Origin of the sequence: Tenacibaculum aquaeponti, assembly GCF_052084715.1 — a bacterium.
In the GTDB taxonomy this organism is placed as follows: domain Bacteria; phylum Bacteroidota; class Bacteroidia; order Flavobacteriales; family Flavobacteriaceae; genus Polaribacter.
On the sequence record NZ_CP197288.1, the window covers coordinates 1,168,033 to 1,194,290 of the forward strand.

Sequence of the window (26,258 nt, forward strand, 5' to 3'; positions counted from 1 at the left end):
AGTAAAATTACAAAACGTTACCTAGACCAAAAAGAATCGCAAATAAAAAAGTACTTAATGCTACTTTCTTTAACTCTCCGTCTAATAAAGGTTCATTCTCGTTCTTATACACAAATAGTAAATGCTTAGTTAAAGGAATGTAAGCTACTAAAAATAAGAACTGCCATGGTGTTCTATAGTGAATTCCTATATATAAGAAAGAGAATAAAAACGATGAAACTATAAGGTAGTAATGATAATATTTAGCGAACTCTGCTCCTATTTTTACTACAATAGTATTTTTCCCTGATTTTTCATCATTAATACGATCTCTCATATTATTTAAATTAAGTACAGCTGTACTTAATAACCCAACAGAAAACGCTGGGAGAAAAATGGTAAAATTGATTTCTTTGGTATATAAAAAATAGGTTCCAACAACCGCTAGCAAACCAAAGAAAAGAAAAACGAATATATCACCAAACCCACTGTAACCATACGCAGATTTACCTACTGTGTATTTAATAGCCGCTACAATTGATGTAATTCCTAAACCGAAAAACAGCAAAGAATACATAAAATTATCTTTTCCAAATGCTACATAAATTAAGGTAACAGCAACAATTAAAGTAATAATAGCAGTTACGATCATAGCTCTTTTCATTTGTTCTGGTGTTATTGCTCCAGATGCAACCATACGTGCTTCTCCTTCTCTATTTTTATCAGTTCCTTTTATTCCATCTCCATAATCGTTTGCAAAATTGGATAATACTTGAAAACCTATTGTGGTTAGAATAGCTAAAAGAAAAATACTTAAAGAAGAATAAATATCGATATGACGCACTACAAATGTAGTCTCATCTGAGCTACTCAACAGACTAACTTTAGTATGCAAAGGTTGCCAAATTCCTAAAAAACTTCCAACTATAATTCCTGAGATTGAAAGTGGTAATGTTCGTAATCTTGCTGCTTTTATATAACTTTTTACATCCATTCTTTTGTACTCGTTTCTACTTTATATAAAATATGATTATACAATTCATTTGCTCTTTCCATAGTAATGCTTGGAATCTTTATTTTTCCAGAAGCAGTTTGTAAAATTATATCGGTTATTTTTCTTCTTCTTTGAAAAATTGTTTGTTTCATTTTCACATTTTGAACCTTAAATAATTCTAAATATGTTTCGCTAGTTTCTATTATTCCTCCTCCTACTAAAATTAATTTGTCTGTTGCCTTGAAAAATGTCTTTTTTACTCTTTTAAATATCATTAATCCTAAAATTGGGATTAATAACAGATTCAAATATATTTGATTTATACCGTCGAAAATAAAGTAATGAAACGTATTAAAAAACGCTAAAAAAAGAAAGTTTCTTAATATAATTCGATATGTAAAATACCAATGTGGTTTCTCTTTAAGAACATCATTAAAATCAAAAGATGAAAAAAGAGTCGTTTTTATTTTGTCTAAATGTTCCTCTTTACAGCCAACAATCTTAATTTGCTTATCTGTTTTTTTTACTTTACCACTAATCGCTTGTTTAAAAACCACATAAGAAATACCCATCATTCTTTTTAATGGGTTTGTTGTAATTTTTATGTGTTGAACTTTATCTCTTTTTAGAATGATCGCTTTTTTATTAACCAATCCTTGTTTAATTTCAAAAGCCTGATTTTTTATAGAAAAACTCAAGTTAAAATGACGTAAAAACACACGAATAAAAGAAGTAATTACAGCAACTATAGATAAAAGAATTAAGACTATAATTAATAATAAGAAACTACCTAATAAAATATCTTTTCCTTTACTTAAATAGTTTTTTAAAATTTCTTCACCTATAAAGTTCTTGAAAACATCTTCGACTTGCTGATAAAAACCAAACAAAAAAGCAATGAGTAATAATAAACTTTGAAAATGATTTTCAGAGATACTAACTTTCAATAAACTTTTAACATCAATAGTTAATAATGGTTTTTCTTTCTCTGTTTCTTCTACAACAATTTCTTCGTTTCCTATACTTCTTCCTGAAGTAATCTTTTGTCGTAATGCTTTCGCATCAGACAATGATAACGCTTTAATTGAAATTTCAGTTTTATCTGATCCTGCTGTTTCTAAATCAACTTGATAAACATTAATTAACTGATGAATTAAGTTTTGAGAAAAATTTACATTCTGAATTCTATCAAAAGCAATAGCTGTATTCTTTTTTGCAATTATTCCGTTTTTTAAAACAAAATAATCTCCATCGATTTTAAATTTAAAATTTCTGTAAACTAAATAAGACCTTATTACAACAAAAAGTAACAGAAGAACTATCATTGCATAAAAATAAATAGCGTCGATAGATGATATTTTTGAGGCTTTTGTTATAAAAACAAGAAAAACAACCCAAGTTCCTTTTAGTAATTGAAAAAGAAATTTTCCTGAGATTATTAAAACTCCTTTAAGAGATTGTCTGCTGAATTCCGAAAAGTTTATTTCATTACTCATTAATCTTACTACTAATAAACTCTTTGATTTGAATTGCTTTTTCTTTTGTTAAACCTTTTATTTCAAGATCATCACTACTATCACCTGCAGTATAAACACTTAGTGTAGCTAACTTAAATAAACGAGAAAACATTCCTTCATCTATCTCTACATGTTGAATTCTTGAAAAAGGAACTGTAACCATTTTTCTAGTTAAAAAACCACTTTTATAAGTAAGATCTTTGTCTCTTACTACATATTGTCGTTTTGGGAAACCTAAAATTAGATTCAACATATAAACAACAATAATTAGCAAAATTAGCATGTATAAATAGAACGGAAAATCTGGCTCTTTTTTTCGTATTACTTTCTCTAAAAACAAGATTAGAACTGGAACTATTACTAAGAAATACGAAAAAACACTTAGTAATGCTACTTTAAAATACGATTTCTCGATTCTTGTAAAAGTTACACTTGAAATATCTGGAAAGTTATTGACTTCATTATTTTGAAATTGATCTTCCATACTTTAAGCTTTATAAAAACTCTACTTTAGATACTTTCTTTCTAACAATGTATTCTTGTAATTTTGGTGAAAAATACTCTATGTCTTCATAAAATATTTTTACTTTTTTCCCTTTTGATTTCTTTCCTAGCTCTATAAGCTCATCTGATCCTTCGAAATTATTTAACCATAAGAACTTCTGAGTTTTCCCTAAGGTATCCTTAATTTCTATGACATATAATTCTTCACCAGAAATTTTCTTTATCTCTCCTTCTAAAAAAGAAAGTTCAGAAAAATTATCTTCATCTTTTTCTTCTTTTCCATCTTCTTCATTTGCTAAAGCTATTAAGACATCAGGACAAAAGTTTACCATATTCATTCCTATTTTTTTTCCAAATTCAGCACCTCCTTCTTTTCCTCTAGAAAAATCAACTACAATTCCTTCTTCTTTTAAATCCTCTTTATATTTACTATAAAGTTTTACCATATACAATCCCAACTCGGTACTTTTTTGATTACCAGAAAGATTCATATTGTTGATTTTGGTAAGATACTCACAAGTCTCTTTGGATATTTTATCTAAAGCACTTTCTTGTGCATTTGTAATAAGTGTAAGGAATAAAACACCTAACAGTAAAATTTTCTTTTTCATAACGATTTTATAAATTTTATAGATTATTTGCTTCTGCAATAAGCTCAGCGATATCTTTTACAACAATTTGATCTTCTTTCAAATGAAACTTTACACCATCAGTCATCATTGTATTACAATACGGACAACCTGTTGCTATAATTTCAGGATTAGTTTCTAAAGCATCTTTTGTACGAAGAATATTAATATCCATATCACCTTTTTCTGGTTCTTTGAACATTTGTGCTCCTCCTGCTCCACAACATAAAGCTGTTGACTTGTGACGTTTCATTTCTGTAGATTTTACACCTAACTGACGAATTAAATCACGTGGAGTTTCATACACATCATTAGCACGACCTAAATAGCAAGGATCGTGGTATGTTAATCTTTTATTTTTTAAGTTTTCACTTCCAATAGATAACCTACCTTCTGCTACTAATTTATTAATGTATTGTGTATGATGATATACTTCGTATTTTCCTCCTAAACTAGGATATTCATTTTTTAATGTATTGAAAGAGTGAGGATCACAAGTTACTATTGTTTTTACTTCGTAAGCATTTAAAATTTCAATATTTGTCATTGCTTGCATTTGAAATAAAAACTCATTTCCTGCTCTTTTTGCTGCATCACCAGTAGAACTTTCTTCAGTACCTAATACCGCGAAATCAACATTAGCTTGCTGTAAAATTTTCACAAAAGATTTTGTGATTTTTTTAGCTCTATCATCATAACTTCCAGCTGCTCCAACCCAAAACAACACTTCTGGTTGTTTTCCTTGAGCCATCATATCTGCCATTGTTGGTACGTTCATAATATTGTATTGTTTAATAAAGTTGATGTGTAATTTTAATAATCTCGATAAACAGACATTTGTCTATTCATCTTTCCAGTTTAATCTATCCATTTGACTATACTGCCATGGCGCTCCGTTGTTTTCGATGTTTGTCATCATCATATTTAACTCTTGTGGAGCAGCAGATTCTTCCATTACCAAATATCTTCTCATATCCATGATAATTGATAAAGGATCGATATTTACTGGACATTCTTGTACACATGCATTACAACTTGTACAAGCCCAAAGCTCTTCTCTTGTGATATAATCATCTAATAACTGTTTTCCATCTGGTTTAAACTCACCATTATTAGCATCAATATTTTTTCCTACTTCCTCTAAACGATCACGAGTATCCATCATAATCTTACGAGGTGATAATTTTTTACCAGTTAAGTTTGCTGGACAAGATGATGTACAACGACCACATTCTGTACATGTATATGCATTCATTAATTGAACCCAGTTTAAATCTGCAACATCAGATGCGCCGAATTTCTCTGGCACTTCTTCCTCTGTTCCATCTTCTGGCATTGCGTAAGGATCTGCGCTAGGATCCATCATCATTTTAACTTCGTTAGTTACAGATTCTAAATTAGTAAACTCTCCTTTTGGTTTTAAGTTTGCAAAAAATGTATTTGGGAAAGCTAACAGAATATGTAAATGCTTAGAATAATACAAGTAGTTTAAGAAAATTAAAATACCTACGATGTGTAACCACCAAGCAGTTTTCTCAATTGTATGTAAAGTTTCGTGAGAAAAATCATGAAACCATGGTGCTATAAATTGAGAAATTATATTACCTGCTCCAGCTTCTTGAAAAGGAATATCTGTAGCATTCATTACTAAAAACAATGACATTAATACGATTTCAAAATATAAAATAATATTACCATCATTCTTTGGCCAACCTTGCATTTCTGCACTCCAAAAACGTTTAATTCTTTCTATATTTCTTCTGAACCAGAATACAATTACTGCAACTAATACTAGTACAGATAAAACTTCAAAAGTTCCGATTAAGAATCCATAAATCCCATTACCCAATAAAGGTTGAAATACACGATGTGTTCCAAATAAACCATCGATAACAATTTCGAGAACTTCAATATTAATGAGTATAAAACCTAAATAAACTACAATGTGAAGAATTCCTGATAATGGTCTGCGAACCATTTTATATTGTCCTAAGGCTATTTTAGCCATGTTTTTCCAACGTTCAGGTTTCCTATCCGTTCGATCTATATCCTTTCCTAATTTAATGTTACGAATTAACTTTCGAACATTCATCACAAAATACCCTATACCTGCGATTAAAATAAATGCAAAAAAAATGTTTGGTACGTATTTCTCCATTTCCTTATTTGTTAGTTATTGATGTTTCCAATTGTCTTCTTGAGAACTATTAGGTGATAAACCTAAAATATCTCCTTCAGTAGTTACTCCTAATCCTAAAACAGTTCTGTTTGCGTAATTAAAATAGCTTACTACTTGATTTATTTCTAAAATTTCTCCATCTGAAATTTTATTTTCTTTAAGTTTTTGAATATCTACTTTTTCAAGTGAAAAAGGTTTTAAGGTAAGCTTTTCTGCATATTTTAAACCTTCTGTATAAGCTGTAGTTAGTCCTTCAAAGGTGTTATTTATCAAACCCTTTTTGATTTGATTAGCCTTTTCATCATTTTGCATTAATTTTTTAAGTCCTTCAAAATGATGATCTATACAATAATTACAATGATTTAACATACTCACATAAACCCCTATAGTTTCTAAATACCATTTAGGCAATGTGTTTTCACTATGATGCAAAACTTTTTTGTAAATAGCCATATGCCCTTCCATAGTGTTAGGTCTTAAACTATGAACAAGCATTATATTATCTACATTGTTATTTGGGCCAGTTACACGTTCATATAAACGTTTAAGTTTTCCTTGTGCTTTATCAAAAGGAATAATATCAATCCAACTCATTAATTATTTATCGTTACTCACGTTATTGTTGTTATTCTCTTCATTATAAGGCTTTGCTTTTTTACCAAACAACGAAAAGTGAACAAAACGTTTAGGGTTTAATTTCATTTCCCTTAGCAACTCTTCCATTTCTTTTGTAGCATTAGTTAAATTAGTATATAATTTATCATCGGAAACTAATTTACCTAATGTTCCATTACCCTTTTTCATTCCAGTTAATAAACCATTAACATTATCAATAGTTCCTTCAAGTTTTTTTATAGTTTTTCCTAATTCAGCTTTAGCTAAATCTTCGGTAATTTTAGATACATCTTCTGTAATTTTCTTTGTATTATCAAGAGTTACATTAACTTTAACTTTATTATCTTCAAGAAGTTGATTTACAGAACGCATTGTCTTATTAAGATTATATACAGTTCCTTCAAAACCTATAATACTTCTGTTTAAGCTTTGTCTAGCTTTTTTATCTAAAGTTTGATTAATACCCATAACTAAAGAATCAACATGTACTAAAACATTTTCTAATTTAGATTGAATTGGATTAAATTTTTCTCCAACTGCAGAAAATAAATCTGACTTTATCTCTCCTTTTAAGAAATCTCCAGATAGTGCTTTAGAACCAGTATAATCTGGAATGATAGCTAAATTTTGCCCACCCATTAATCCAGCTGGATAAATTTTAGCAACACTATTTTTAGAAAACTCAAAACTATTTTCGAGAGAAAATCTCACTAATAAAGTTCCTTTTTTTTCTGGATCTGTATTAAATGTTATTTGATCTACTTTCCCTACTTGTAACCCATTAATTGTTACAACGCTTGCCTCGCTTAATCCGTTAATATTATCATATTCTACGAAAAAATGACGAGCGCCACTTTGAAAAACATCTTGTCTTTTTAAAAAATTATATCCCCAAATACCTAGAGCGATAATTGATAAGGCTATTATACCTGTTTTAAGTTCTTTTGACATAAGCAAAAATTACTATGGACGAAATTACTAATTATTTTTGGTAGAATAGAATAGATTTTTTCTAAATTACTGTTTCTTTAATGCTTCTTTCACAGAAATCTTCTTTCCGTTTTTAAAAGCTACGATAAAACAATCTTTATGACCTGCTTTTTTTGCTATTGTATAATTTTTCTTAACTTGTTTAAAACTCTCAGTACTACCAAAGTAATATTTGTAATATTCATCTATAACTAAAACTTCAACATCTTCAAGACCTCTGAAATTAAAATTATCGTCAGTTAAATATTCTCTTGACGCAGCAATTTGAACTTTAAACTCTATTATTGAAGGCTCCTCTTTCTTAGGTTGTTCTATTTCTTTTCGAGAAGTTTCTATTTTATTAGCAGTATTTTCTATTACTTTTTCCTGTTTCTCTATAATATTTTCTTTAGCTTTTTCAGGCTTTATTTTAACTAAAATTGTTTTCTCTTTAGAGTTAGTTGCTACAGTTATTGGTTCTTTCTCTCTTGCTTTTAAAGGGATTTCTTTTTTAGTTATTGTATTTCCTTTCGTATATATTTTTTTTCTTTCAACTGTATTAGTAACCTTATCTGTAGTTTTTTTGTTTTGAGTTATAACTTGAACTTCTTCACCAACTGTATTCATTTTAAGTTGCTGTATATATCTTTCTATTGCATCTGATATAGATTTTGCCATTCTGGCTTGCCCTACTTGAGAATTTAAAAAACGTCCTTCTGCTTTATTTGTTAAAAAACCTAATTCAATTAACACACTTGGCATTACTGTTTCTCTAAGTACCAAAAAGTTATTTTGCTTTACACTTCTATCAAAACGTTTTGCATTTAAAAAATTATTTTGAACCAATTGTGCAAAAGCCAAACTTTCATCTAAATTTTCTTCTTGTTGAATTGATAAATTTATAACCGCTTCAGGAGAATCTGGATTATAATCATAATTTTGCTTATAATTATCCTCTAATTTAATTACAGCATTCTCTCTTTTTGCTATCTCTAAATTTTGTCTATTCCCACTCAACCCTAAAACAAAAGTTCCTGCACCAAATGCTTTTGAACTTCGATAAGAATCACAATGAATAGATACAAATAAATCTGCTTTGTTTTCATTAGCTATTTTGGCTCTATTGTGTAATTCAACAAAAACATCTTTATTTCTAGTATATATAACATTAATGTCTTTATTTTTCTTTTCGAGAGCTTTACCCACTAATAAAACAACTTTTAATGCTATTTTAGATTCTTTATAACCATTTCCTAAATTCCCTGGATCTTTACCTCCATGTCCCGCATCTAAAACTACAGTATATTTTTTTTGTGAATAAGAAACCGTTATACTTCCTACAAAAAGCAGCAAAAAGAATATTATATTTATATTAATATGATATTTGGTGAATTTTAAGAATTGCATCAATAAAATTTAACTATTTTTGGCTCCTGTTATTTGGCACTCCAAATATTGAGCCATACTTTTATTAAACACAAAAATAGCATTTATCGGATTGAAAGCAAATTCATTGTACATACTTTTAATTTTATCTTTTTTTTGTTTTGAAAATAGCTTGGCTCAAGAACTAAGAAAAGACAATATACCCAACCGACCTATAGTTAAAAAAGATTCAGCTAAAATTCTAGTAAAAAAATCTAATCTTTTAAAAAAAGATACAGTTCCAAAGGTTAAATCGGATTCAATTAAAAAGGATTCAATAATTAAACCTAAAGAGGTTATTGATTATATCATTACACATGATGCTGAAGACTACACTATTCAAAATGCAAAAAACAAAACTGTAACTCTTTATAATAATGCACATTTAGTTTATGGAGACATTGACTTAAAAGCTGGGAAAATTATTATCAATTACAAAAACAATACAGTTTATGCTACTGGGATTAAAGACAGTACAGGTTATGCCCAACGACCAGTTTTTAAACAAGGTGGTCAAGAATCTGAGCAAGATTCTATTTTGTTTAACTTCAAAACAAAGAAAGCATTAGTATATGGTGTAAAAACCGTACAAGGTGAAATTATAACCTATGGTGAAAAAACTAAAAAGGTAAATGATTCTACCATTTATATGAGTAAACTCCGTTTTACTACTTCTAAAAAAGATAGACCAGATTACCATATCGCTACAAACAAAGCAAAATTAGTTCCTGGTAAAAAAATTATTGTTGGCGGTAGTAATTTAGTTATTGCTGATGTTCCTACACCTTTATACCTACCTTTTGCTTATTTCCCTTTAACTGATAAAAGATCTTCAGGTTTTATTATTCCATCTTGGGGAGAAAACAATCAACAAGGTTTCTTTTTACAAAATGGTGGATACTATTTTGCTATTAATGATTATTTCGATTTAGAACTTACTAGTGATATTTATTCCAATGGAAGTTGGGCTGTAAATGCCAGTTCTAATTATAATTTACGTTATAAATTTTCTGGAGGGTTAAGTATTCGTTTTCAAAACTTAACCAATAGTATTAGAGGTTTCAGCGATTTCTCTAAAGCTTCTAATTTTAACATTACTTGGAATCATCAACAAGATCCAAAATCGAGTCCGAACTCTAACTTAAGAGCTCGAGTAAATGTGAGTAGTAGTAGTCAATTTTTTAGACAATCGTTGAATCAAATTGATCAGAATCAAAACTTAAGAAACTCATTTGACTCCTCTATAAGTTACTACAAAAAATTTGTTGGAACTCCATTCAATATGAATGTGACATTAACTCATAGTCAAAATTCAAATAATAATATTGTAAATCTTACCTTACCTAGTTTACAAGTAAATATGGATCGTATTTACCCATTTGCAGCAAATGGAGTTAAGAAAAACGCACTTCAAAAAATAGGGGTAAATTACACTTTACAAGGTAGATATAGTATTAGTACACAAGAGGACAATTTCTTTACATCAAAAATGTTTGAAGATGCTAAAGCTGGAGTACAGCATGAAATTAGAGCAAACACGAATATAAAAGCATTTAAATATTTCACTTTATCTCCAAACTTTAATTATACAGATGTATGGAATTTTGCTACAATTAAAAAAAGATTTGATCCTGAGGTTGGTGCTGCAGTTAATGATACAATTAATGGATTTAAACGTTTTAACAGGTATAACTTTGGAGTTGGTTTAACAACTAACATTTATGGGGATTTTAAATTTAAAGGAAAAATAAAAGCAATTCGCCATACAATTCGCCCAACTATTTCATGGAGTTATGCTCCAAATTTCGCAGCTCCTTTTCAAGAACGAGTTAGAGATCGTTCAGGGATTAGAACTTATACTCCATTTGATGATGGTATTGGAATTTTTGGTGCACCAAGTAGTGGCGTTTCAAATCTTTTAAGTTTCGCTTTAAATAATGTCCTTGAAGCTAAAGTAAAACCTGGGGAAGATGATGATTCCGAAGAAGATAAAAAAATTACCATTTTAAATAACTTGAATTTTAATACAAGTTATAATATGGCTGCAGATAGTTTACGATGGAGTAATGTAAATTTCTCCGCTGGTACTCAACTTTTCAAAAATAAAATGTCTGTAAATTTAGCAGGTAGTTTAGATCCATACCAAGTTACTCCCGAAGGTGTTAAAATTGATAAATTTAATGCATCTTTATTCAGATTAAGTAATGCTACACTAACAGCAAACTATAGTTTTTCTAGTAGCGATTTTGACAAGAGTAAGAAAGACGATAAGAATAAAAACAATAATCCGAATAATCCACCAGATGTATTTGGTATTAATGATAATCAAGCTATAAACGGATTTGCAACTCAGCAACCTTCAAGACCAGGAGAAGTGAAAGAAAAAACAGCTGATCTTTATCGCTCTAAAATCCCTTGGAATTTAAGTTTTATTTATTCAGCTAGCTACTCTAACAATGGATTTAACAGAGCTGGTATTCAAAGCCATACTGTTGGATTTAATGGAAGTATTGACTTAACACCAAAATGGAAAGTAAACTTTAGATCTTCTTACGATATTTTTAATGGTGCTTTCTCTTACACTACTTTGAATTTCTCTAGAGATTTAGATAGCTGGCGTTTCAACTTTAACTGGGTTCCATTTGGAAACTTTACTTCGTATAACTTTTTTATTGGAGTTAAATCATCAATGTTAAGTGATTTAAAATGGGATAAGCGTCAACCACCAGATAGAAGATTATTTTAATAAATATAAATCAACTTTATTCTAATGAAAAAAATTATAAACACAAAAAATGCTCCTGCTCCGATAGGTCCATACAATCAAGCTGTTTTAACTGGAAATACACTATATACTTCTGGACAAATAGCAATTAATCCAGAAACCGGAGAATTAGTTTTAGATGATATTAAAACAGAGACTAAACAAGTTCTAGAAAATATGAAAGCTGTTTTAACTGAAGCAGAAATGACATTTGAAGACGTAGTTAAAACTTCAATTTTTATTTCTGATATGAATAACTTTTCTGCAATAAATGAAGTATATGGCTCTTACTTTAATGAGGATACAGCTCCGGCAAGAGAAACAGTTGAAGTAGCAAACCTTCCAAAGTTTGTTAACGTAGAAATTAGTATGATTGCAATTAAATCATAATTTTTTCTCCCCCGATGTTAACCTTTTAAGTTTATGTTACACTAACAAACAGGAACATATAATTTAACATAAAATGAAAACATCATTATTCAAGTTACTAATTGTGCCAGTTTTAATAATTTCGTGCTCAAACAATAGTGAATTAGAAACTTTACAAGCAGAAAACCTGGAATTTAGCGAAACAACAATCTTTAAAAGAAATGAAGAACCCAATCATGACAATACTTATTATGAAGAGGATTTGCATATTTTTTATTTAGAAAACAAAATCGCTAAACAACACAAAACTAAAGAAGAATTATTATTAAAAATCGAGGAAGGTGAAGAAGATCTTATTGAAGAATTGGAAAAACTTCAAAGGGATATTGAGACAAATGAAAAAGCTTTAAAATTTTTAGAAGTTAGCCCAAGAGTACCTAGTTTACCTCCACCGCCTGTACCTTGCCCAAAAAAAATAACAAGCTGTAGATTACCTTTAAATAGTTACAATTTTATCTTATTAAATAAAGATATTAAAGAGTTTTCTGTTCAAATTAAAACTGAAGAAGGAGAAATTATTAGTGATAACAAAGAGTTATTTCCTGCTGAAAATTTTGAAGGATTACCTGCTGCTCAACTAGATAAAAAAGATTTTTCAGGTAATGTTTTATTAAGCATTACTAAATTTTCTCCTTTACATGAAAGAGTAATTTCTTATGAAATTAATGCTATCATAGATTAATAAATTACTTTATTCTTTAAATAATTAGTAGTTTAGCTACATACCAAATTGGATTATGAGAGCTAAACTACTTTTTTTATTCCTCCTACTCTATTTTTTTTCTAACGCACAAAACGATTCTGTTAAGACTAAACAGTTTGAAAAACACACAGCAAATGCTTATAAACACATATATACAAATCAAGACAGTGCTTATTTATTTTTCAACAAGGCATTAAAATTAACAGAAGAACAAAATTGGCATGATAGTAAAGCTAGTATTTTGTCTTATATTATTTATGTAAGCGACTATCATTATAATTTACCTGTATTAAAACATAACTTAAATAATCTTGAACAATTATTAGTAAAAAACAAAGACTCTTTAACCCCAAATAGTTACAACAACTTACTTCCTCTTTTTCTTTTAAATAAAGCGAATTATTATTTTAAATTAGAAGATTACAAAAGAGCCAAACCTCTTTTTTTAGAATTATACAAATCCTTAAAAGCTAAAACAGATTCTAAAGAAAATATAACGAATCTTAGTAGTGTTTATTCTTTTTTAACCAATATATACACAAGTGAAGGGAAATATAATTCAGCTATTAATTTTCATGATAAAGCTGCTATACTTTTAAATAAACACCCTCATTTTTTTGAAGATATTGAATCTAGAAAAATGCTTTTGAAAAGCTACATGGCAAAAATTTATAATTCACAAAAACAATACAGAAAAGGCATCAGTTTACTTGAAGAAATTGTAGAATTTTATAAACAAAAAAACTACAAAAACTCATTAATAACCTCATATCAAGCATTAATAAACTCTTACATACTCTCTAACAACACAGAAAAAGCGCTTATACTTTTATCTAATTCAGAAAAGATATATAGAAAAAATGACCCTTTTTATAAAATTCTTCTTGAACTATATGGAGATGTTTACGCAAAAAAAGAAGATCATTTAAAAGCTATAAATTACTATCAAGAATCATTGACTTTATTCAAAAATTATCGTAATCATGAAAAGCATATTGATATTGCATTAATTGAGAAAAAAATAGCAGAAAGTTATTTCAACTCTAAACAAAACGAAAAATCTTTAACCCATATAAACCTATCAATCAACAACCTAACCTTACTAGAAAGCAAAATAAAAGACATTACTACAAACAATATACTTACAAATGATAAAACCATTGAAATTTTACATTTGAAGTCTAAAATACTGACCAAAATTTATACTTCAAATAATGATTTAGAATATTTAAAAGAAGCCTTACAAACGAGTTTACTTAGTATAGAAATTTTAGATGTAATTAAACCTACTTTAGAAAACAAAAACGATAAACAATTCTTAATAAATAATGTTTATCCTATTTTTGAAACAGCTCTTAATGAATGCTTCTTATTATTCAACCAAACACAAGATAATTCTCTTCTGAGTAAAGCTTTTTATATACTAGAAAAAAGTAAATCGACTCAATTATTAGAAGTTTTAAATCTTACCAAAGCTGTAAAATTTAATAACATACCACAACAATTAATAGACAAAGAACAACAATTGTTAGATGATATTTCGAAAATAGAAACTGACATTTACACTTCCGAGACTTCTTCCGAAAAACAAAAAGAATTAATCACAGCAAGGGAAATATATAACTCATTTCTTGACTCTATTAAGATTACACAACCCAAATACCACAATTTAAAATATAACTATGAAGTTATTTCTTTAGATAATGTAACACAAAAAATATCTGAAACTGAAGGAAACCTTTCTTTTCTTTATGGTAAAAATCATGTTTATCAATTAGCGATTACAAAAAACAAGATCGAATTACTTCGATTTGAAAGCACTAATAGTTTTAAGAAAAAACTGATAGATTTCTACCAAACAGTTTCTAACTTTAAAAGTAAATACGATAATAAAAAAGCTTATCAACTTTTTAACACACTAATACCTGAAGTATTAAAAAATAAAACAAATATTACCATTTTACCTGATGGTTTTTTACATTACATACCTTTTGAAGCATTATCTATTTCATCTTCTAAAACTAAATACGCAATAGAATCGTTCGCTATTAGTTATGGAAATTCTTTCACTTTATTGGATCAAATGAATCAAATTGAATATGATGATATACAAAAGAAAAAGATTCTAGCAGTTGCTCCTGAGTTTTACAATACAAAAAACACAAATGAAAGAGCAGATTTTAGTCCATTAATCTTCAACAAAAAAGAAGTCCAAAATATTGCTAATTATTTTAAAACGGATACTATTATTGGTAAAAAAGCTACATTAAAAAATATTGAAAAAGATCTAGCTCACTATCAGGTTTTACATTTTGCTACTCATGCTTCCGCTAATGATGAATACCCTGATTTTTCTTATTTAGCTTTCACTCCTACCAAAAATGAAAGTAATTTATGGTACATTAAAGATATTTACAACACCAAACTTAATGCTGATTTAGTTGCTTTAAGTGCTTGTCAAACAGGAATTGGAAAATTAGAAAATGGAGAAGGTAGTATCAGCTTAGCCAGAGCTTTCACATATGCAGGAGCGAAATCTCTAGTAAAAAGCTTATGGAAAGTGAACGACAAATCTTCTGCTGAGATTATGAGTTCTTTTTACAATAAATTAAATGATGGTAAAAATAAAAAACAAGCCTTACAATATGCTAAAAAAGATTATTTAGAAAAGAGTATTAAAGAATTAAAACATCCTTTCTTTTGGGCTGGTTTCGTTATTAATGGTAATACAGAACCTATTGCGAATTCTTATAATTTCTATTGGATTCTATATGTAGTTTTACCATTATTACTTCTTGTCTTAGCAAGGAAAAAGTTATTTTATTTTTTTAAGTAATAATTCTGCCTCTTGTTTCTTAAACTTATGAGGCCCAATTGCAATTTGTTGTAAATATTTTTTTGATTCAACTGTTTTATTCAATACTAAGTAAGATAATGCGATATACCATTGAGCCTGTACTTTGTATTTAGAATTTAATTGCAAATACTTCAACAGAATTGATTGCCCTTTTTCATATTGATCTGAAGCCAACAAAGAGATTCCTAAATAAAGTAATAAATCCGATTCTTGCGTTTCTTCAAAAGCATTTAATAACATAAAAGCCGCGACATTAAACTCTTTGTTTTCATAAGCTAAAAAAGCTTCTTTTTTTAAATTATTTTCATCTTCTCCTCTATTCATAGCATAAATCACATTATCAAAAGTTGTAAAATATGAAGCATATAATCTTTTATGATCTATTTTATTGAAATTAAAAAGTTCAGAGAAATTAACTATAGCAAATAGTAATGTTATAGAAGCTATAAGTTTTAGATAAAAAAAACTTGTTTTTTCTTTATAGAAATTTGTTTTCTCTATTTCTCGTAAGTATTTCTTTAAACTTCTTCTTTCTAAAATTTCTAAAGCTACTTTAACATCTTTTTGAAATCTAAATTCTATAGCAAATTCATTATCACTTATTAATAATTCATTAAAAATTATTTCTTCTTTTCTTGATAAGATATTTTGAAAATATTTATCAATCAGGGAGGACTTATTCATTTATACTAAATTTAAAAGACTCTAGATGAAACATGAACTCTTTCATCTAGAAACTTGACTTACTCTATATCAAATCATTATTCTAAATATTTAATGTTTTAAAAAAGAAAAAGTAAACAGATTCATCTAATTTCTTTTTAATTCATCTTTTTTTTTAAAAAAATTTCCAAAAATGTTTACCTCTAAAATTTTCATCCACTAAGTAATGTAAAACAACAAATAACAAGATGAAAAATTTAACATTTACTATTTTATTTATGATCGTTTCAACAGCAATGTTTTCACAAACAAAAGTTGGACTTCAAGCTGCTTATGGAACAAATTCAGAGATTGGAATCGGAGCTAAAGCTTCATTTAGAATTTCAGATAAATTTCGTGCTTCACCTTCTTTCAATTATTTCTTTGGAGAAAGTGTTCAGGGAGCAAGTTCTTCTGTTATTGGTATCAATGCAGATGCTCACTATATTTTATCTGATAAAGATGGACTTTCTTTTTATCCTTTAGCTGGTTTAAACTTAACTCGATCTAGTGCCACTGTTTTAGGTATTAGCGCTTCTGTAACTGAAATCGGGTTTAATGTTGGTGGTGGATTAAACTACGATTTATCTTCTTCTTTAACAGGTGTATTTGAAACTAAATACATTTTGAGTGCCTTTGACCAAGCTGTATTCAGTGTTGGGTTATTATATAACTTCTAAAAAAAATAGAAACATTTTAAAATATAAAAACATGAAAAATTTAAGAAATCTAATCGCAATTTTAGGGCTAATCATTTTATCTGCTTGTAGTGATAGTAATGAAAAAATCATAGACGAATTTGAAGACAAAGAATTATCTGAAGTAATGGAAGGTTTCCAAACTAAAATTTCAGAAATTAAAATTCCTACAGCATTAAGTGATAATTCAAACTCTAATGCACAAACCACAGCTACATACTTTAATGTTGTTAAAAGTTACGGACAAATTTTTTCTGCTTTCTTTAATGTTCCTGAAAACGCTACATCTCAAAGGTTAAATTTAGCAGGAAGAAATAGCGCTACTGGAAATACACAAACTTATACTTGGTCCGATGGAAATTCTACAATTAATTATAGCGTTACGGAGTTAGTAGATCGCTTCACATTTACCTATGAAATTCAGAGTCCTAATTATTCAGGTAAAGTAATGGACGGATACAGTTTAAAAGATGAAAGTAGAGCTGAGTTAAATATGTATGATAGTTCTACTGGCGGAAGTGTACTTTCTTTAAAATGGACTTTTATAAATAATACTGCAACATTAGATATTAAAAGTAATGATGGTAGCCAATTCATTTTAACTGCTAATCCAGACAATTCTGGAAATCTTGAAATTTACGAAAATAACAGTCTTAGTGTTAAATGTACTTGGACAGCAAGTGGTAATGGCACTTTGATCAATTATGAAACTGGAGAAACATTTACATGGTAAAAGCCCATTTATTTTCATATTAATTATTTAATTAAAAAAGACTCATTTGACATTAAAATGAGTCTTATTTTTTTGTAATCTTTATTAAACAAAAAAACACCTAAATTGGTGCTTTTTTTTCATTTCAAATTATCTATAAATTATAATGAAGCAGCATGCTCTAATAAGTCTACAATCTTAGTAGCATAACCATACTCATTATCATACCATGAAATTACTTTAAAGAAATTCTCATTTAATTCAATACTAGCACCTTCATCGATAATAGATGTTCTTGGATCAGACACAAAATCTTGAGAAACAACTTCATCATTTGTATATCCAATAACACCTTCTAATTCTCCTTTAGAGGCCTCTTCTAACTTAGCTAAAATTTCTTTTAAAGACGTTTTCTTTTTTGTTCTAAACGTTAAATCAACTAAAGAAACATCTGCTGTTGGAACACGAACAGCCATTCCTGTTAATTTTCCTTCTAAAGCTGGAATTACTTTAGTTACAGCTACAGCTGCTCCTGTAGAAGTTGGTATCATATTTCGTAATACAGAACGCCCTCTTCTCCATTTAGAATTTGGTCCATCCACTGCATCTTGGCCTGAAGTTGCAGAGTGAATTGTTGTCATTAAACCTTCTTCTAAACCAAAATTATCATCTATTACTTTAGCTAAAGGAGCCAAACAATTCGTTGTACAAGAAGCATTAGATATTATTGTTTCATCAGCAGTTAATGTATTATGATTTACTCCCATCACATACATTTTTGCATCTTTAGAAGGTGCAGATATAATTACTTTTTTTGCTCCTCCTTTAATATGCAAATTAGCTTTATCTTTTGTTAAGAAAAAACCTGTTGATTCTATAACATACTCAGCTCCAACCTCATCCCATTTTAGATTTTCTGGATTTCTATCAGCTGTAATTCTGATTGTTTGACCATTTACAACTAAATTTCCATCTTTTACTTCTACAGTTCCATTAAAACGACCATGTACAGAATCATATCTTAATAAATAAGCTAAGTAATCTACATCTAATAAATCGTTTATTGCTACTACTTGAATATTGTCTCTTTGGATTGCAGAACGGAAAGCTAATCTTCCAATTCTACCAAAACCATTAATTCCTATTTTAATCATTTTATTGTTTATTTTTACATGATTTATGTCGTCATAATATCCGACACTCTTAATAACTCTTTATCTATTGAATTTTGACCTTTAATAGCTTTTTCCAAATCAGTTGAAGCTACTTCATTATCCTTCAATCCTACCATTAAATTAGATTCTCCATCTATTAATAATTCAACTGCTCTTACACCTAACCTAGAAGCTAACACTCTATCAAAACATGTTGGAGAACCTCCTCTTTGCATATGACCTAAAACTGAAACTCTAACTTCATATTCTGGCATATTCTCTTCAACATAATCAGCTAATTGATATACATTTTTACCTGATTTATCACCTTCAGCTACAACTACTATACTAGATGATTTACCTGATCTTCTACTTTTCTTTAAAGATTCTAACATGCGTTCTAATCCTAAATCTTCTTCAGGAATTAAAATTTCTTCAGCTCCTGCTCCAACTCCAGTATTTAAAGCAATAAAACCAGCATCTCTCCCCATAACTTCTACGAAGAATAATCGATTATGAGAAGAAGCAGTATCTCTAATTTTATCTATAGCTTCCATTGCTGTATTCAATGCAGTATCATAACCTAAAGTATGTGAAGTACCATAAATATCATTATCTATAGTTCCTGGTATACCGATTACAGGAAAATTATACTCACTATTAAAAACAACTCCTCCTGTAAAAGAACCATCACCTCCAATAATTACCAAGCCTTCTATACCTTCTTCTTTAAGATTTTCGTAAGCTTTTGCTCTTCCTTCTTTAGTCATAAATTCTTTAGAACGAGCCGATTTTAAAATCGTTCCTCCTTTATGAATTATGTTATTTACACTTCGAGCAGACATTGGAGTGAAATCTCCTTCTATCATTCCTTGATATCCTCTATATATTCCGATACATTCTGTTCGATAATATGCTGCTGTCCTTACAACAGATCTTATTGCTGCATTCATACCTGGAGAATCTCCTCCAGAAGTCATAACTGCTATTTTTTTTACTTTTTGTCCCATAAATATTGATACCAAAGTTACTTATATTTTGCTGTTTTTTGAGATAAAAATGCGAAATCGTTTTCGATTTTCATTGTATTTTATCCCTTTTTAAAATAATTATTTACATTAGCATAAACTTACTGAAATGAAGCTAACCACACTAGATTATTCAATAATTATAATTTTCTTTTTATTATCACTTTACATCGGAGTAAGAGCATCAAAATCAGCCAAAAAGAGTAGTGCCGATTTTTTTCTTTCTGGCAGAAACATGCCTTGGTGGCTTTTAGGAATCTCTATGGTTGCTACTACATTTGCAGCAGATACACCTGGATTAGTAACTGAACTCGTAAGAACTCATGGCGTATCTGGAAATTGGGTTTGGTGGGCTTTATTACTAACAGGTATGCTAACCGTTTTTTTTTATGCTAAACTTTGGAGAAAATCAGGAATTACAACAGATTTAGAATTTTACGAATTAAGATATTCTGGTAAAACTGCTGGATTTTTAAGAGGATTTAGAGCAATCTATTTAGGAGTCGTTTTCAATGTAATAACTATGGCTGGAGTTTGTTTAGCAGGATCTAAAATAGCTAACATTTTATTAGGTTTATCACAAACTGAGACTCTATTGTATTCTTCTATAATAATTGTTATTTATTCATCTTTAGGTGGTTTAAAAGGTGTTTTATTAACAGATTTTGTTCAGTTTATAATTGCGATGATAGGTTCTATTTGGGCCACAATTTACATAGTGAACCTACCTGAAATAGGTGGAATTCAAGAACTACTAACACACTCCTCTGTTGAAAGTAAATTAAATTTACTACCAGATTTTTCAAATACTGAAACTTTAATCACTTTGTTTATTATTCCTTTTGCAGTGCAATGGTGGAGTACTTGGTACCCTGGAGCCGAACCTGGTGGCGGAGGATATATAGCACAAAGAATGCTAGCTGCTAAAGACGAAAAAAATGCAACTTGGGCTACTTTATTTTTTAACTTTGCTCATTATGCTATTAGACCCTGGCCTTGGATTTTAGTTGGTTTAGCATCATTAATTGTATTCCCAGACTTAGTTAGCATTAATAATACTTTTCCTAATTTAACTAAGGAAATGAGAGGTGATGATGTCGCTTATGCTGCAATGATGACATATTTACCAGCAGGTTTATTAGGCTTAGTACTCACATCGTTAATTGCGGCATTTATGAGTACAATTTCAACACAATTAAACTGGGGAAGTTCCTATATAGTAAATGATTTTTATAGTCGTTTTATAAATAATAAAGCTTCAGAAAATCAGAAAGTAATTGTTGGTAGAGTTTCTACAGTTGTATTAATGATCATGGCTGCCTCCTTTTCTTTCTTTCTACAATCTGCTAAGGATGTTTTTGATTTATTACTACAAATAGGAGCAGGTACTGGGTTATTATTCATTTTGAGATGGTTTTGGTATAGAGTTAACCCTTATAGTGAAATTGCAGCTATGATAGTTTCATTCTTAATTGCTATTTTCTTTTTTATAAATAATAAAATGGTTGAACCTATTTTAGATATTAAAGGTTATTGGCAATTAATAATTGGAGTTTTTGTAACCACAGTAGTATGGATAATTGTAACTTTAAATACTAAACCTACAGACAAAAACACTCTTGATCAATTTAATCAATTAATTTTTGGTAACGAAAGTAAATTTAAAAACATAGGGTCAAAAATAGTAGCTTTCTTTTGTAGTATTATAGGTATTTATGGGTTCTTATTCGCTACTGGAAATTGGATATATGGAAGAACAAGCACTGCATTAACTCTATCTATTTTAACAATAATTTCAGGTATAATCATTCAGCAACTTTGGAAGAAAAAACTATTAGAGTAAGCTAAACTTAGCTATAAAATTTTGAGTGTCTTGATCTTTATATATTGTAGGAAACAAATCCTTTATCAACTCATGGTGCTCAAAATCGATCTCTAATGCTTTCTTTAAATGGCTAAAAGCGTAATCATCTTCATGATTTATTTTAAACAGACCAAATAGGCGATATTCAATTTCAGCAAAATTGTTATAAACTTTTTTAGCTTTTAATAAAATACTTAATGCATTTTCAAATTCACCTATAAAAAGTAAAACATCTGCAAGAGCAATATAAATTTCAACATCAATATCTCCAAGGTTTACACACATTTGAAAAGCCTTTACAGCTTCTTCATAAAAATTAAGTTTAATATTTATTTCAGCATATTTCCTCCAATACATTGGATTAGAATCATCAATTTGTAGAGCTTTATTAATATAATAAACAGCCTTATTATAATTCTCAACATCATAATAAATGTCTGTCAATAACAACCAACCTCTATCAAGTAAAGGATCCTCATAAACAGCTTTTTTAAAATATTTTATTGCTGTCTCTTTTATATTTAATTTATTATAACATTCTCCGATTCTTATATAAACATAAGCTGTTGGATCATCCAATTCTAATGTAATTAAATAGTTTTCTATAGCTTCTTCATGGCGTTGTAAATTCTCTAATGTTTTTGCTTTTTCTAAATAACCTCCAATAAAAGCATCATCTACTAATACTGCGTATTCAAAAGCTTTTAAAGCATCTTCAAACATATTTAACTCATAGTATTGCTTTCCTAATTGATGCCAGGCTACCTCGCTATATGGATTCTTTTCTAAATATTTTTTTAAAAAATCGATTGATTCTTCATAGTTTTCTTCCATTTCAAAACAATAAATAATATTGTACAAGGAAGAATAATCTTCAAAATCTACATCTATACATTTTGCAAAATTAAATCTTGCATTTTCATAATCATCTAAATACAAATACTCCATTCCTATCATAGCCCAAACATCCACAGGGTCTTCAACGAACTCTAATGATTCTTTTAAAATTTCAATAGCTTCTTTATGTTTTTTATCTTTTGATAAAATTGTAGCTCTTTGTATAAAAACCTCATCGTTATGAGGCTCTATAGCTTCTATATCTGCTAATAAGCTAATTGCAGTCTCTATTTCATTATCAAATACAAGAACCTCTACTTTTAATAATTTTAAATTAATAGATTCTGGATGTTGCTCTAACCCCAATTGCAATGCTTTCTTTGCTAAAGAATGCTTTCCTACATTTAAATAATGCTCTACTATATTTTCAAACTCAGAAGTATCGAAAAAATATACTTCATTGGTTTTTAACATAGATTCAAATTTTGATAAAGACATTTACTGTAGAATTTGATTTATTATAAATCTACTACAAGAAGTCTTTTTTTCTAACAGCAACACTGTTTATTTTTCAACAAAATAATTAACAAATTAACAAGCATAAAACTTAATCAAAAAATGAAAGATTTTGATACTGAAAATCAATTTGATTTACCTAATTATTTTTCTATATTTGAAAAGATGTTGAAAAACAAAATAACTAATATTAAAAAATTATGAGCAAATTTGACGAAAAAGTGGAGCTGTACAAAAACTTTATGAATGACAAAAATTTAAGTTTTGATGCAGATTTATTAACCGCTGTTACTAAAGGTTTAGGACCTTCTATCTACAAAAGAGATGCTGAAACTGTTTCTGGTTCCGACCCTAAAGAACTTGAAACTGTGAAGAAAAATTTCTTAATCAAAAAATTAGGTTTAACTGATGGTTCTGAATTAGATGATGCAATCGCTGAGGTTGTTGAGCAAATTGGCAAGTCAGAAAGAAATAAATATCGTGCAGTAGTTTACTATCTTTTAGCTAAAAAATTTGGTAAAGAATCTGTATACGGAATGTAATTTTTTCCGTTTTTTAAACTTATAGAAGAACCTGTATTGAAATTCAATACAGGTTCTTTATTTTTGTTAATACAAACAACTGAAACTTATGTCACAATTCATTAGTGTTTTTGATATGCTAAAAGTAGGTGTTGGCCCTTCTAGCTCACACACTTTAGGCCCTTGGAGAGCAGCTCAACAATGGATTCAAAAAATCAAAGAACAAAATTTATTCGATAGTATTAACACTATAAAGGTAGATTTATATGGTTCTTTATCTTTAACAGGAAAAGGTCATGCAACCGATCTAGCTATTTTATTAGGATTAAGTGGAACCGATCCTGAGTTTATTCCTGTAGAATCAATAAACTCAATAATCAGTAAGATAAAAGATACTAATACTCTTTTTTTTAATCTTGAAAAAGAAATCGATTTCGTAAATGACGATATTGAATTTCACCGAGAATTTTTACCTTTTCACTCTAATGGATTAACGTTTAAAGCTTTTAATCTAAAAAAAGAACTAATTTCATTTGAAACTTATTATTCTATTGGAGGTGGATTTGTAATACAGGAAGAAAATAATGAAAACACTTCTAATAATACAGACATTACCTTTCCTTACCCTATCAACAAAGCAATAGATTTAGATAGTTATTGTAAAGAGCACGGAAAAAACATCTCTGAAATTGTTTTTGCTAACGAAAATATGTTACGTTCTGAAAACGAAATTTATGCAAAGTTGGATAATGTTTGGAACACAATGTTAGAGTGTATGTATATCGGATGTCATACAGAAGGTATTTTACCTGGCGGATTAAATGTTAAAAGAAGAGCATTTTCTACTCATCAAAAGTTAATTAAAGGTAGTAAATACAATAATAAGGAAGAGTGGGTTTCAGCTATTAGAAGCACAGAAGTAAAGTTTAGAGAAATATTAAAATGGGTAAGTTGTTTAGCTTTATCTGTAAATGAAGTTAATGCTTCTTTGGGGCGAGTAGTTACTGCGCCTACAAATGGAAGTGCTGGAGTAATTCCTGCTGTACTTATGTATTATATGGTTATTGAAAATCATAATGCTACTATAGAGCATGTTCGTAAATTTTTATTAGTAGCTGGAGAAATTGGTAGTATTTTTAAGAAAAATGCAACAATTTCAGCTGCAATGGGAGGTTGTCAAGCGGAGATTGGGGTTTCATCAGCTATGGCGGCGGCGGCATTAACAGAGCTACTTGGAGGAACACCTTCTCAATGTTTAGAAGCTTCTGAAATAGCAATGGAACATCATTTAGGGTTAACTTGTGACCCTATAGGTGGTTTAGTTCAGATCCCTTGTATCGAAAGAAATGCTATGGGAGCCATTAAAGCTATAAATGCTGCTGAATTAGCACTAGAAGGTAACCCAGAAGACGCTATAGTACCTTTAGATAAAGTTATAGAAACTATGTGGGAAACCGCAAAAGACATGAATAAAAATTATAAAGAAACTTCCGAAGGAGGATTGGCTATTACCGTAGGTTTAGCAGATTGTTAAAATATAAAAAGGTGTTATTTATATTATTAATAACACCTTTTTATTTAATTACTATCTTGTAAATACTAATTCATTTTCTTTAGACATTTCTTCTGAAAACCTATACCCTTCTACATCAAACCCCTTTAAACCATCTAAGTTTTCTATGTTATTATCTATTATATATCGCACCATTAGTCCTCTGGCTTTTTTGGCAAATGTCATAATGGTTTTATATTGCCCATTTTTAAAATCTTTAAAAACAGGTGTAATCATAGGTACTTTTAATAATTTTTTGGGTAATACTTTAAAATATTCTGCACTTGCTAGGTTTACTAACAACTCATCATCTTTAAGTTCTTGATTTAATGAATTTACTAAAATATCTCCCCAAAATTGATACAAATTTTCATTTCTCCCCACTTTTAATTTTGTTCCCATTTCTAATCTGTAAGGTTGAATTAAATCTAAAGGCTTTAATACTCCGTATAATCCCGATAAAATTCTGAGTTTTTCCTGTAATTTAGAAATTTTTTCTACCTCTAAAGAATATACATCTATACCTCTATACACTTCTCCAGTAAAACTAAACACTGCTTGTTTGGCATTATCTAAATTAAATGGTAAACTCCATTTTTGATTTCTATCATAATTTAAAGCACTTAAATCGTCAGAAATTTTCATTAACTCAGATAGTTTCTTTCTTGATAATGTTTTTAATTTTTTATTCAGTTTCTCAGAGTGGTTTAAAAAACTAGAAATAGAAAAATCTTCCGTAGTTGCCTTAGTATCAAAATCCAATGATTTTGCAGGAGAAATGATTATTTTCATGGTCACTTTTATTTATTGAAAAGTAAAAATACGACCCTTTTATCTATAAAACAATTGACTCTTATATATTAGGCTTTGTTTATTTTTTATTTACTTTCCTGCAAGTAATATAAAAATGTATATATTTGCCCATCAATTATTTAATTTTTTAAAAACTTAAATTATGAGGGGGATATTTTATGTTTTTACACCTACATTATTATCTATTATTAGATATAAAAAAATAGAGATATATCTTAACTTCACGAAAAAATTAGAAGTACTCAGCTTAGAGTGACATCAAATGTTTTTAATTAACTATAAATCTTAACCAAATTT

Annotated in this window: 23 protein-coding genes; 9 read left to right on the plus strand and 14 right to left on the minus strand. The window is 28.8% G+C overall.

Features of this window, described 5'->3' with window-relative positions; genetic code table 11:
• Positions 1-7: 7 nt before the first annotated feature.
• The 9 genes from menA to ACSIGC_RS05200 all read right to left on the minus strand — a co-directional run bounded on the left by menA (position 8) and on the right by ACSIGC_RS05200 (position 8,793).
• On the minus strand, positions 8-973 hold the full coding sequence (gene menA, locus ACSIGC_RS05160; protein ID WP_442267091.1) for a 1,4-dihydroxy-2-naphthoate octaprenyltransferase: 966 nt from the start codon (positions 971-973) through the stop codon (positions 8-10).
• The gene (locus ACSIGC_RS05165; RefSeq protein WP_442267092.1) at positions 964-2,469 is read right to left on the minus strand and encodes a PH domain-containing protein; all 1,506 of its coding nucleotides are present in this window, start codon (positions 2,467-2,469) and stop codon (positions 964-966) included. The genes menA and ACSIGC_RS05165 overlap by 10 nt, the downstream gene beginning before the upstream one ends.
• On the minus strand, positions 2,462-2,974 hold the full coding sequence (locus tag ACSIGC_RS05170) for a PH domain-containing protein (protein WP_442267093.1): 513 nt from the start codon (positions 2,972-2,974) through the stop codon (positions 2,462-2,464). Before ACSIGC_RS05170 ends, ACSIGC_RS05165 begins: the two co-directional genes overlap by 8 nt.
• 10 nt (positions 2,975-2,984) lie before the next feature.
• Positions 2,985-3,605, minus strand: coding sequence for a hypothetical protein (locus ACSIGC_RS05175; RefSeq protein WP_442267094.1), 621 nt, complete (start codon positions 3,603-3,605; stop codon positions 2,985-2,987).
• 16 nt (positions 3,606-3,621) lie between these two features.
• Positions 3,622-4,401 carry a (Fe-S)-binding protein gene (locus tag ACSIGC_RS05180; protein ID WP_442267095.1) on the minus strand — a complete coding sequence of 260 codons (780 nt, stop codon included), beginning with the start codon at positions 4,399-4,401 and terminating at the stop codon, positions 3,622-3,624.
• Positions 4,402-4,464: 63 nt separating this feature from the next.
• A complete protein-coding gene (locus ACSIGC_RS05185) occupies positions 4,465-5,781 on the minus strand; it encodes a 4Fe-4S dicluster domain-containing protein (RefSeq protein WP_442267096.1) in 1,317 nt (438 codons plus the stop codon).
• Between the two features lie 15 nt (positions 5,782-5,796).
• A complete protein-coding gene (locus tag ACSIGC_RS05190; protein WP_442267097.1) occupies positions 5,797-6,396 on the minus strand; it encodes a carboxymuconolactone decarboxylase family protein in 600 nt (199 codons plus the stop codon).
• 3 nt (positions 6,397-6,399) lie between these two features.
• Entirely contained in the window at positions 6,400-7,368 is a 969-nt protein-coding gene (locus tag ACSIGC_RS05195) for an MlaD family protein (RefSeq protein ID WP_442267098.1), read from the minus strand.
• Between the two features lie 66 nt (positions 7,369-7,434).
• Positions 7,435-8,793, minus strand: a complete 1,359-nt coding sequence (locus ACSIGC_RS05200) for an N-acetylmuramoyl-L-alanine amidase family protein (RefSeq protein WP_442267099.1) — start codon at positions 8,791-8,793, stop codon at positions 7,435-7,437.
• A 151-nt stretch (positions 8,794-8,944) separates the two neighbouring features.
• Between ACSIGC_RS05200 and ACSIGC_RS05205 the strand changes: the two genes are divergently transcribed.
• The 4 genes from ACSIGC_RS05205 (at position 8,945) to ACSIGC_RS05220 (ending at position 15,543) form a co-directional block, all read left to right on the plus strand.
• Positions 8,945-11,557 (plus strand): putative LPS assembly protein LptD, encoded by a 2,613-nt coding sequence (locus ACSIGC_RS05205; protein WP_442267100.1) that lies wholly within the window; start codon positions 8,945-8,947, stop codon positions 11,555-11,557.
• Positions 11,558-11,581: 24 nt separating this feature from the next.
• Positions 11,582-11,965: a RidA family protein gene (locus ACSIGC_RS05210; protein WP_442267101.1), complete on the plus strand. Its 384-nt coding sequence runs from the start codon at positions 11,582-11,584 to the stop codon at positions 11,963-11,965.
• A 73-nt stretch (positions 11,966-12,038) separates the two neighbouring features.
• Positions 12,039-12,686 (plus strand): hypothetical protein, encoded by a 648-nt coding sequence (locus ACSIGC_RS05215; RefSeq protein WP_442267102.1) that lies wholly within the window; start codon positions 12,039-12,041, stop codon positions 12,684-12,686.
• 55 nt (positions 12,687-12,741) lie between these two features.
• On the plus strand, positions 12,742-15,543 hold the full coding sequence (locus ACSIGC_RS05220) for a CHAT domain-containing protein (protein WP_442267103.1): 2,802 nt from the start codon (positions 12,742-12,744) through the stop codon (positions 15,541-15,543).
• Here ACSIGC_RS05220 and ACSIGC_RS05225 read toward each other — a convergent pair.
• A complete protein-coding gene (locus ACSIGC_RS05225; protein ID WP_442267104.1) occupies positions 15,523-16,248 on the minus strand; it encodes a hypothetical protein in 726 nt (241 codons plus the stop codon). The two genes, ACSIGC_RS05220 and ACSIGC_RS05225, sit on opposite strands and share 21 nt — an antisense overlap.
• Positions 16,249-16,475: 227 nt before the next feature.
• Here ACSIGC_RS05225 and ACSIGC_RS05230 point away from each other — a divergent pair, with 227 nt between their 5' ends.
• Together ACSIGC_RS05230 and ACSIGC_RS05235 are read left to right on the plus strand one after the other, a co-directional pair.
• Positions 16,476-16,946 (plus strand): outer membrane beta-barrel protein, encoded by a 471-nt coding sequence (locus tag ACSIGC_RS05230; protein WP_299681928.1) that lies wholly within the window; start codon positions 16,476-16,478, stop codon positions 16,944-16,946.
• A 31-nt stretch (positions 16,947-16,977) separates the two neighbouring features.
• Positions 16,978-17,697, plus strand: coding sequence for a hypothetical protein (locus tag ACSIGC_RS05235; RefSeq protein ID WP_442267105.1), 720 nt, complete (start codon positions 16,978-16,980; stop codon positions 17,695-17,697).
• A gap of 140 nt (positions 17,698-17,837) precedes the next feature.
• Here ACSIGC_RS05235 and gap read toward each other — a convergent pair whose 3' ends face one another.
• Positions 17,838-18,830: a type I glyceraldehyde-3-phosphate dehydrogenase gene (gap, locus tag ACSIGC_RS05240; RefSeq protein ID WP_442267106.1), complete on the minus strand. Its 993-nt coding sequence runs from the start codon at positions 18,828-18,830 to the stop codon at positions 17,838-17,840.
• Positions 18,831-18,853: 23 nt separating this feature from the next.
• Positions 18,854-19,840 (minus strand): 6-phosphofructokinase, encoded by a 987-nt coding sequence (pfkA, locus tag ACSIGC_RS05245; protein WP_442267744.1) that lies wholly within the window; start codon positions 19,838-19,840, stop codon positions 18,854-18,856.
• Positions 19,841-19,967: 127 nt separating this feature from the next.
• Here pfkA and ACSIGC_RS05250 point away from each other — a divergent pair, with 127 nt between their 5' ends.
• Positions 19,968-21,701, plus strand: a complete 1,734-nt coding sequence (locus ACSIGC_RS05250; RefSeq protein WP_442267107.1) for a sodium:solute symporter family protein — start codon at positions 19,968-19,970, stop codon at positions 21,699-21,701.
• Here ACSIGC_RS05250 and ACSIGC_RS05255 read toward each other — a convergent pair.
• Positions 21,693-23,057, minus strand: a complete 1,365-nt coding sequence (locus ACSIGC_RS05255; protein ID WP_442267108.1) for a tetratricopeptide repeat protein — start codon at positions 23,055-23,057, stop codon at positions 21,693-21,695. The two genes, ACSIGC_RS05250 and ACSIGC_RS05255, sit on opposite strands and share 9 nt — an antisense overlap.
• A gap of 218 nt (positions 23,058-23,275) precedes the next feature.
• Between ACSIGC_RS05255 and ACSIGC_RS05260 the strand changes: the two genes are divergently transcribed.
• Both ACSIGC_RS05260 and ACSIGC_RS05265 read left to right on the plus strand, forming a co-directional pair.
• Entirely contained in the window at positions 23,276-23,617 is a 342-nt protein-coding gene (locus ACSIGC_RS05260; RefSeq protein WP_442267109.1) for a DUF2853 family protein, read from the plus strand.
• Positions 23,618-23,705: 88 nt separating this feature from the next.
• Positions 23,706-25,130, plus strand: coding sequence for an L-serine ammonia-lyase (locus tag ACSIGC_RS05265; RefSeq protein WP_442267110.1), 1,425 nt, complete (start codon positions 23,706-23,708; stop codon positions 25,128-25,130).
• Between the two features lie 51 nt (positions 25,131-25,181).
• Here the strand turns inward: ACSIGC_RS05265 and yaaA are convergent, their stop codons facing one another.
• A complete protein-coding gene (gene yaaA, locus ACSIGC_RS05270; protein ID WP_442267111.1) occupies positions 25,182-25,940 on the minus strand; it encodes a peroxide stress protein YaaA in 759 nt (252 codons plus the stop codon).
• Positions 25,941-26,258 lie beyond the last annotated feature (318 nt).

Coding starts and splice junctions, on each gene's coding strand:
- menA (WP_442267091.1), bottom strand. CDS start 973: ATGGATGTAAAAAGTTATATAAAAGCAGCAAGATTACGAACATTACCA.
- ACSIGC_RS05165 (WP_442267092.1), bottom strand. CDS start 2,469: ATGAGTAATGAAATAAACTTTTCGGAATTCAGCAGACAATCTCTTAAA.
- ACSIGC_RS05170 (WP_442267093.1), bottom strand. CDS start 2,974: ATGGAAGATCAATTTCAAAATAATGAAGTCAATAACTTTCCAGATATT.
- ACSIGC_RS05175 (WP_442267094.1), bottom strand. CDS start 3,605: ATGAAAAAGAAAATTTTACTGTTAGGTGTTTTATTCCTTACACTTATT.
- ACSIGC_RS05180 (WP_442267095.1), bottom strand. CDS start 4,401: ATGAACGTACCAACAATGGCAGATATGATGGCTCAAGGAAAACAACCA.
- ACSIGC_RS05185 (WP_442267096.1), bottom strand. CDS start 5,781: ATGGAGAAATACGTACCAAACATTTTTTTTGCATTTATTTTAATCGCA.
- ACSIGC_RS05190 (WP_442267097.1), bottom strand. CDS start 6,396: ATGAGTTGGATTGATATTATTCCTTTTGATAAAGCACAAGGAAAACTT.
- ACSIGC_RS05195 (WP_442267098.1), bottom strand. CDS start 7,368: ATGTCAAAAGAACTTAAAACAGGTATAATAGCCTTATCAATTATCGCT.
- ACSIGC_RS05200 (WP_442267099.1), bottom strand. CDS start 8,793: ATGCAATTCTTAAAATTCACCAAATATCATATTAATATAAATATAATA.
- ACSIGC_RS05210 (WP_442267101.1), top strand. CDS start 11,582: ATGAAAAAAATTATAAACACAAAAAATGCTCCTGCTCCGATAGGTCCA.
- ACSIGC_RS05215 (WP_442267102.1), top strand. CDS start 12,039: ATGAAAACATCATTATTCAAGTTACTAATTGTGCCAGTTTTAATAATT.
- ACSIGC_RS05220 (WP_442267103.1), top strand. CDS start 12,742: ATGAGAGCTAAACTACTTTTTTTATTCCTCCTACTCTATTTTTTTTCT.
- ACSIGC_RS05225 (WP_442267104.1), bottom strand. CDS start 16,248: ATGAATAAGTCCTCCCTGATTGATAAATATTTTCAAAATATCTTATCA.
- ACSIGC_RS05230 (WP_299681928.1), top strand. CDS start 16,476: ATGAAAAATTTAACATTTACTATTTTATTTATGATCGTTTCAACAGCA.
- ACSIGC_RS05235 (WP_442267105.1), top strand. CDS start 16,978: ATGAAAAATTTAAGAAATCTAATCGCAATTTTAGGGCTAATCATTTTA.
- gap (WP_442267106.1), bottom strand. CDS start 18,830: ATGATTAAAATAGGAATTAATGGTTTTGGTAGAATTGGAAGATTAGCT.
- pfkA (WP_442267744.1), bottom strand. CDS start 19,840: ATGGGACAAAAAGTAAAAAAAATAGCAGTTATGACTTCTGGAGGAGAT.
- ACSIGC_RS05250 (WP_442267107.1), top strand. CDS start 19,968: ATGAAGCTAACCACACTAGATTATTCAATAATTATAATTTTCTTTTTA.
- ACSIGC_RS05255 (WP_442267108.1), bottom strand. CDS start 23,057: ATGTCTTTATCAAAATTTGAATCTATGTTAAAAACCAATGAAGTATAT.
- ACSIGC_RS05260 (WP_442267109.1), top strand. CDS start 23,276: ATGAGCAAATTTGACGAAAAAGTGGAGCTGTACAAAAACTTTATGAAT.
- ACSIGC_RS05265 (WP_442267110.1), top strand. CDS start 23,706: ATGTCACAATTCATTAGTGTTTTTGATATGCTAAAAGTAGGTGTTGGC.
- yaaA (WP_442267111.1), bottom strand. CDS start 25,940: ATGAAAATAATCATTTCTCCTGCAAAATCATTGGATTTTGATACTAAG.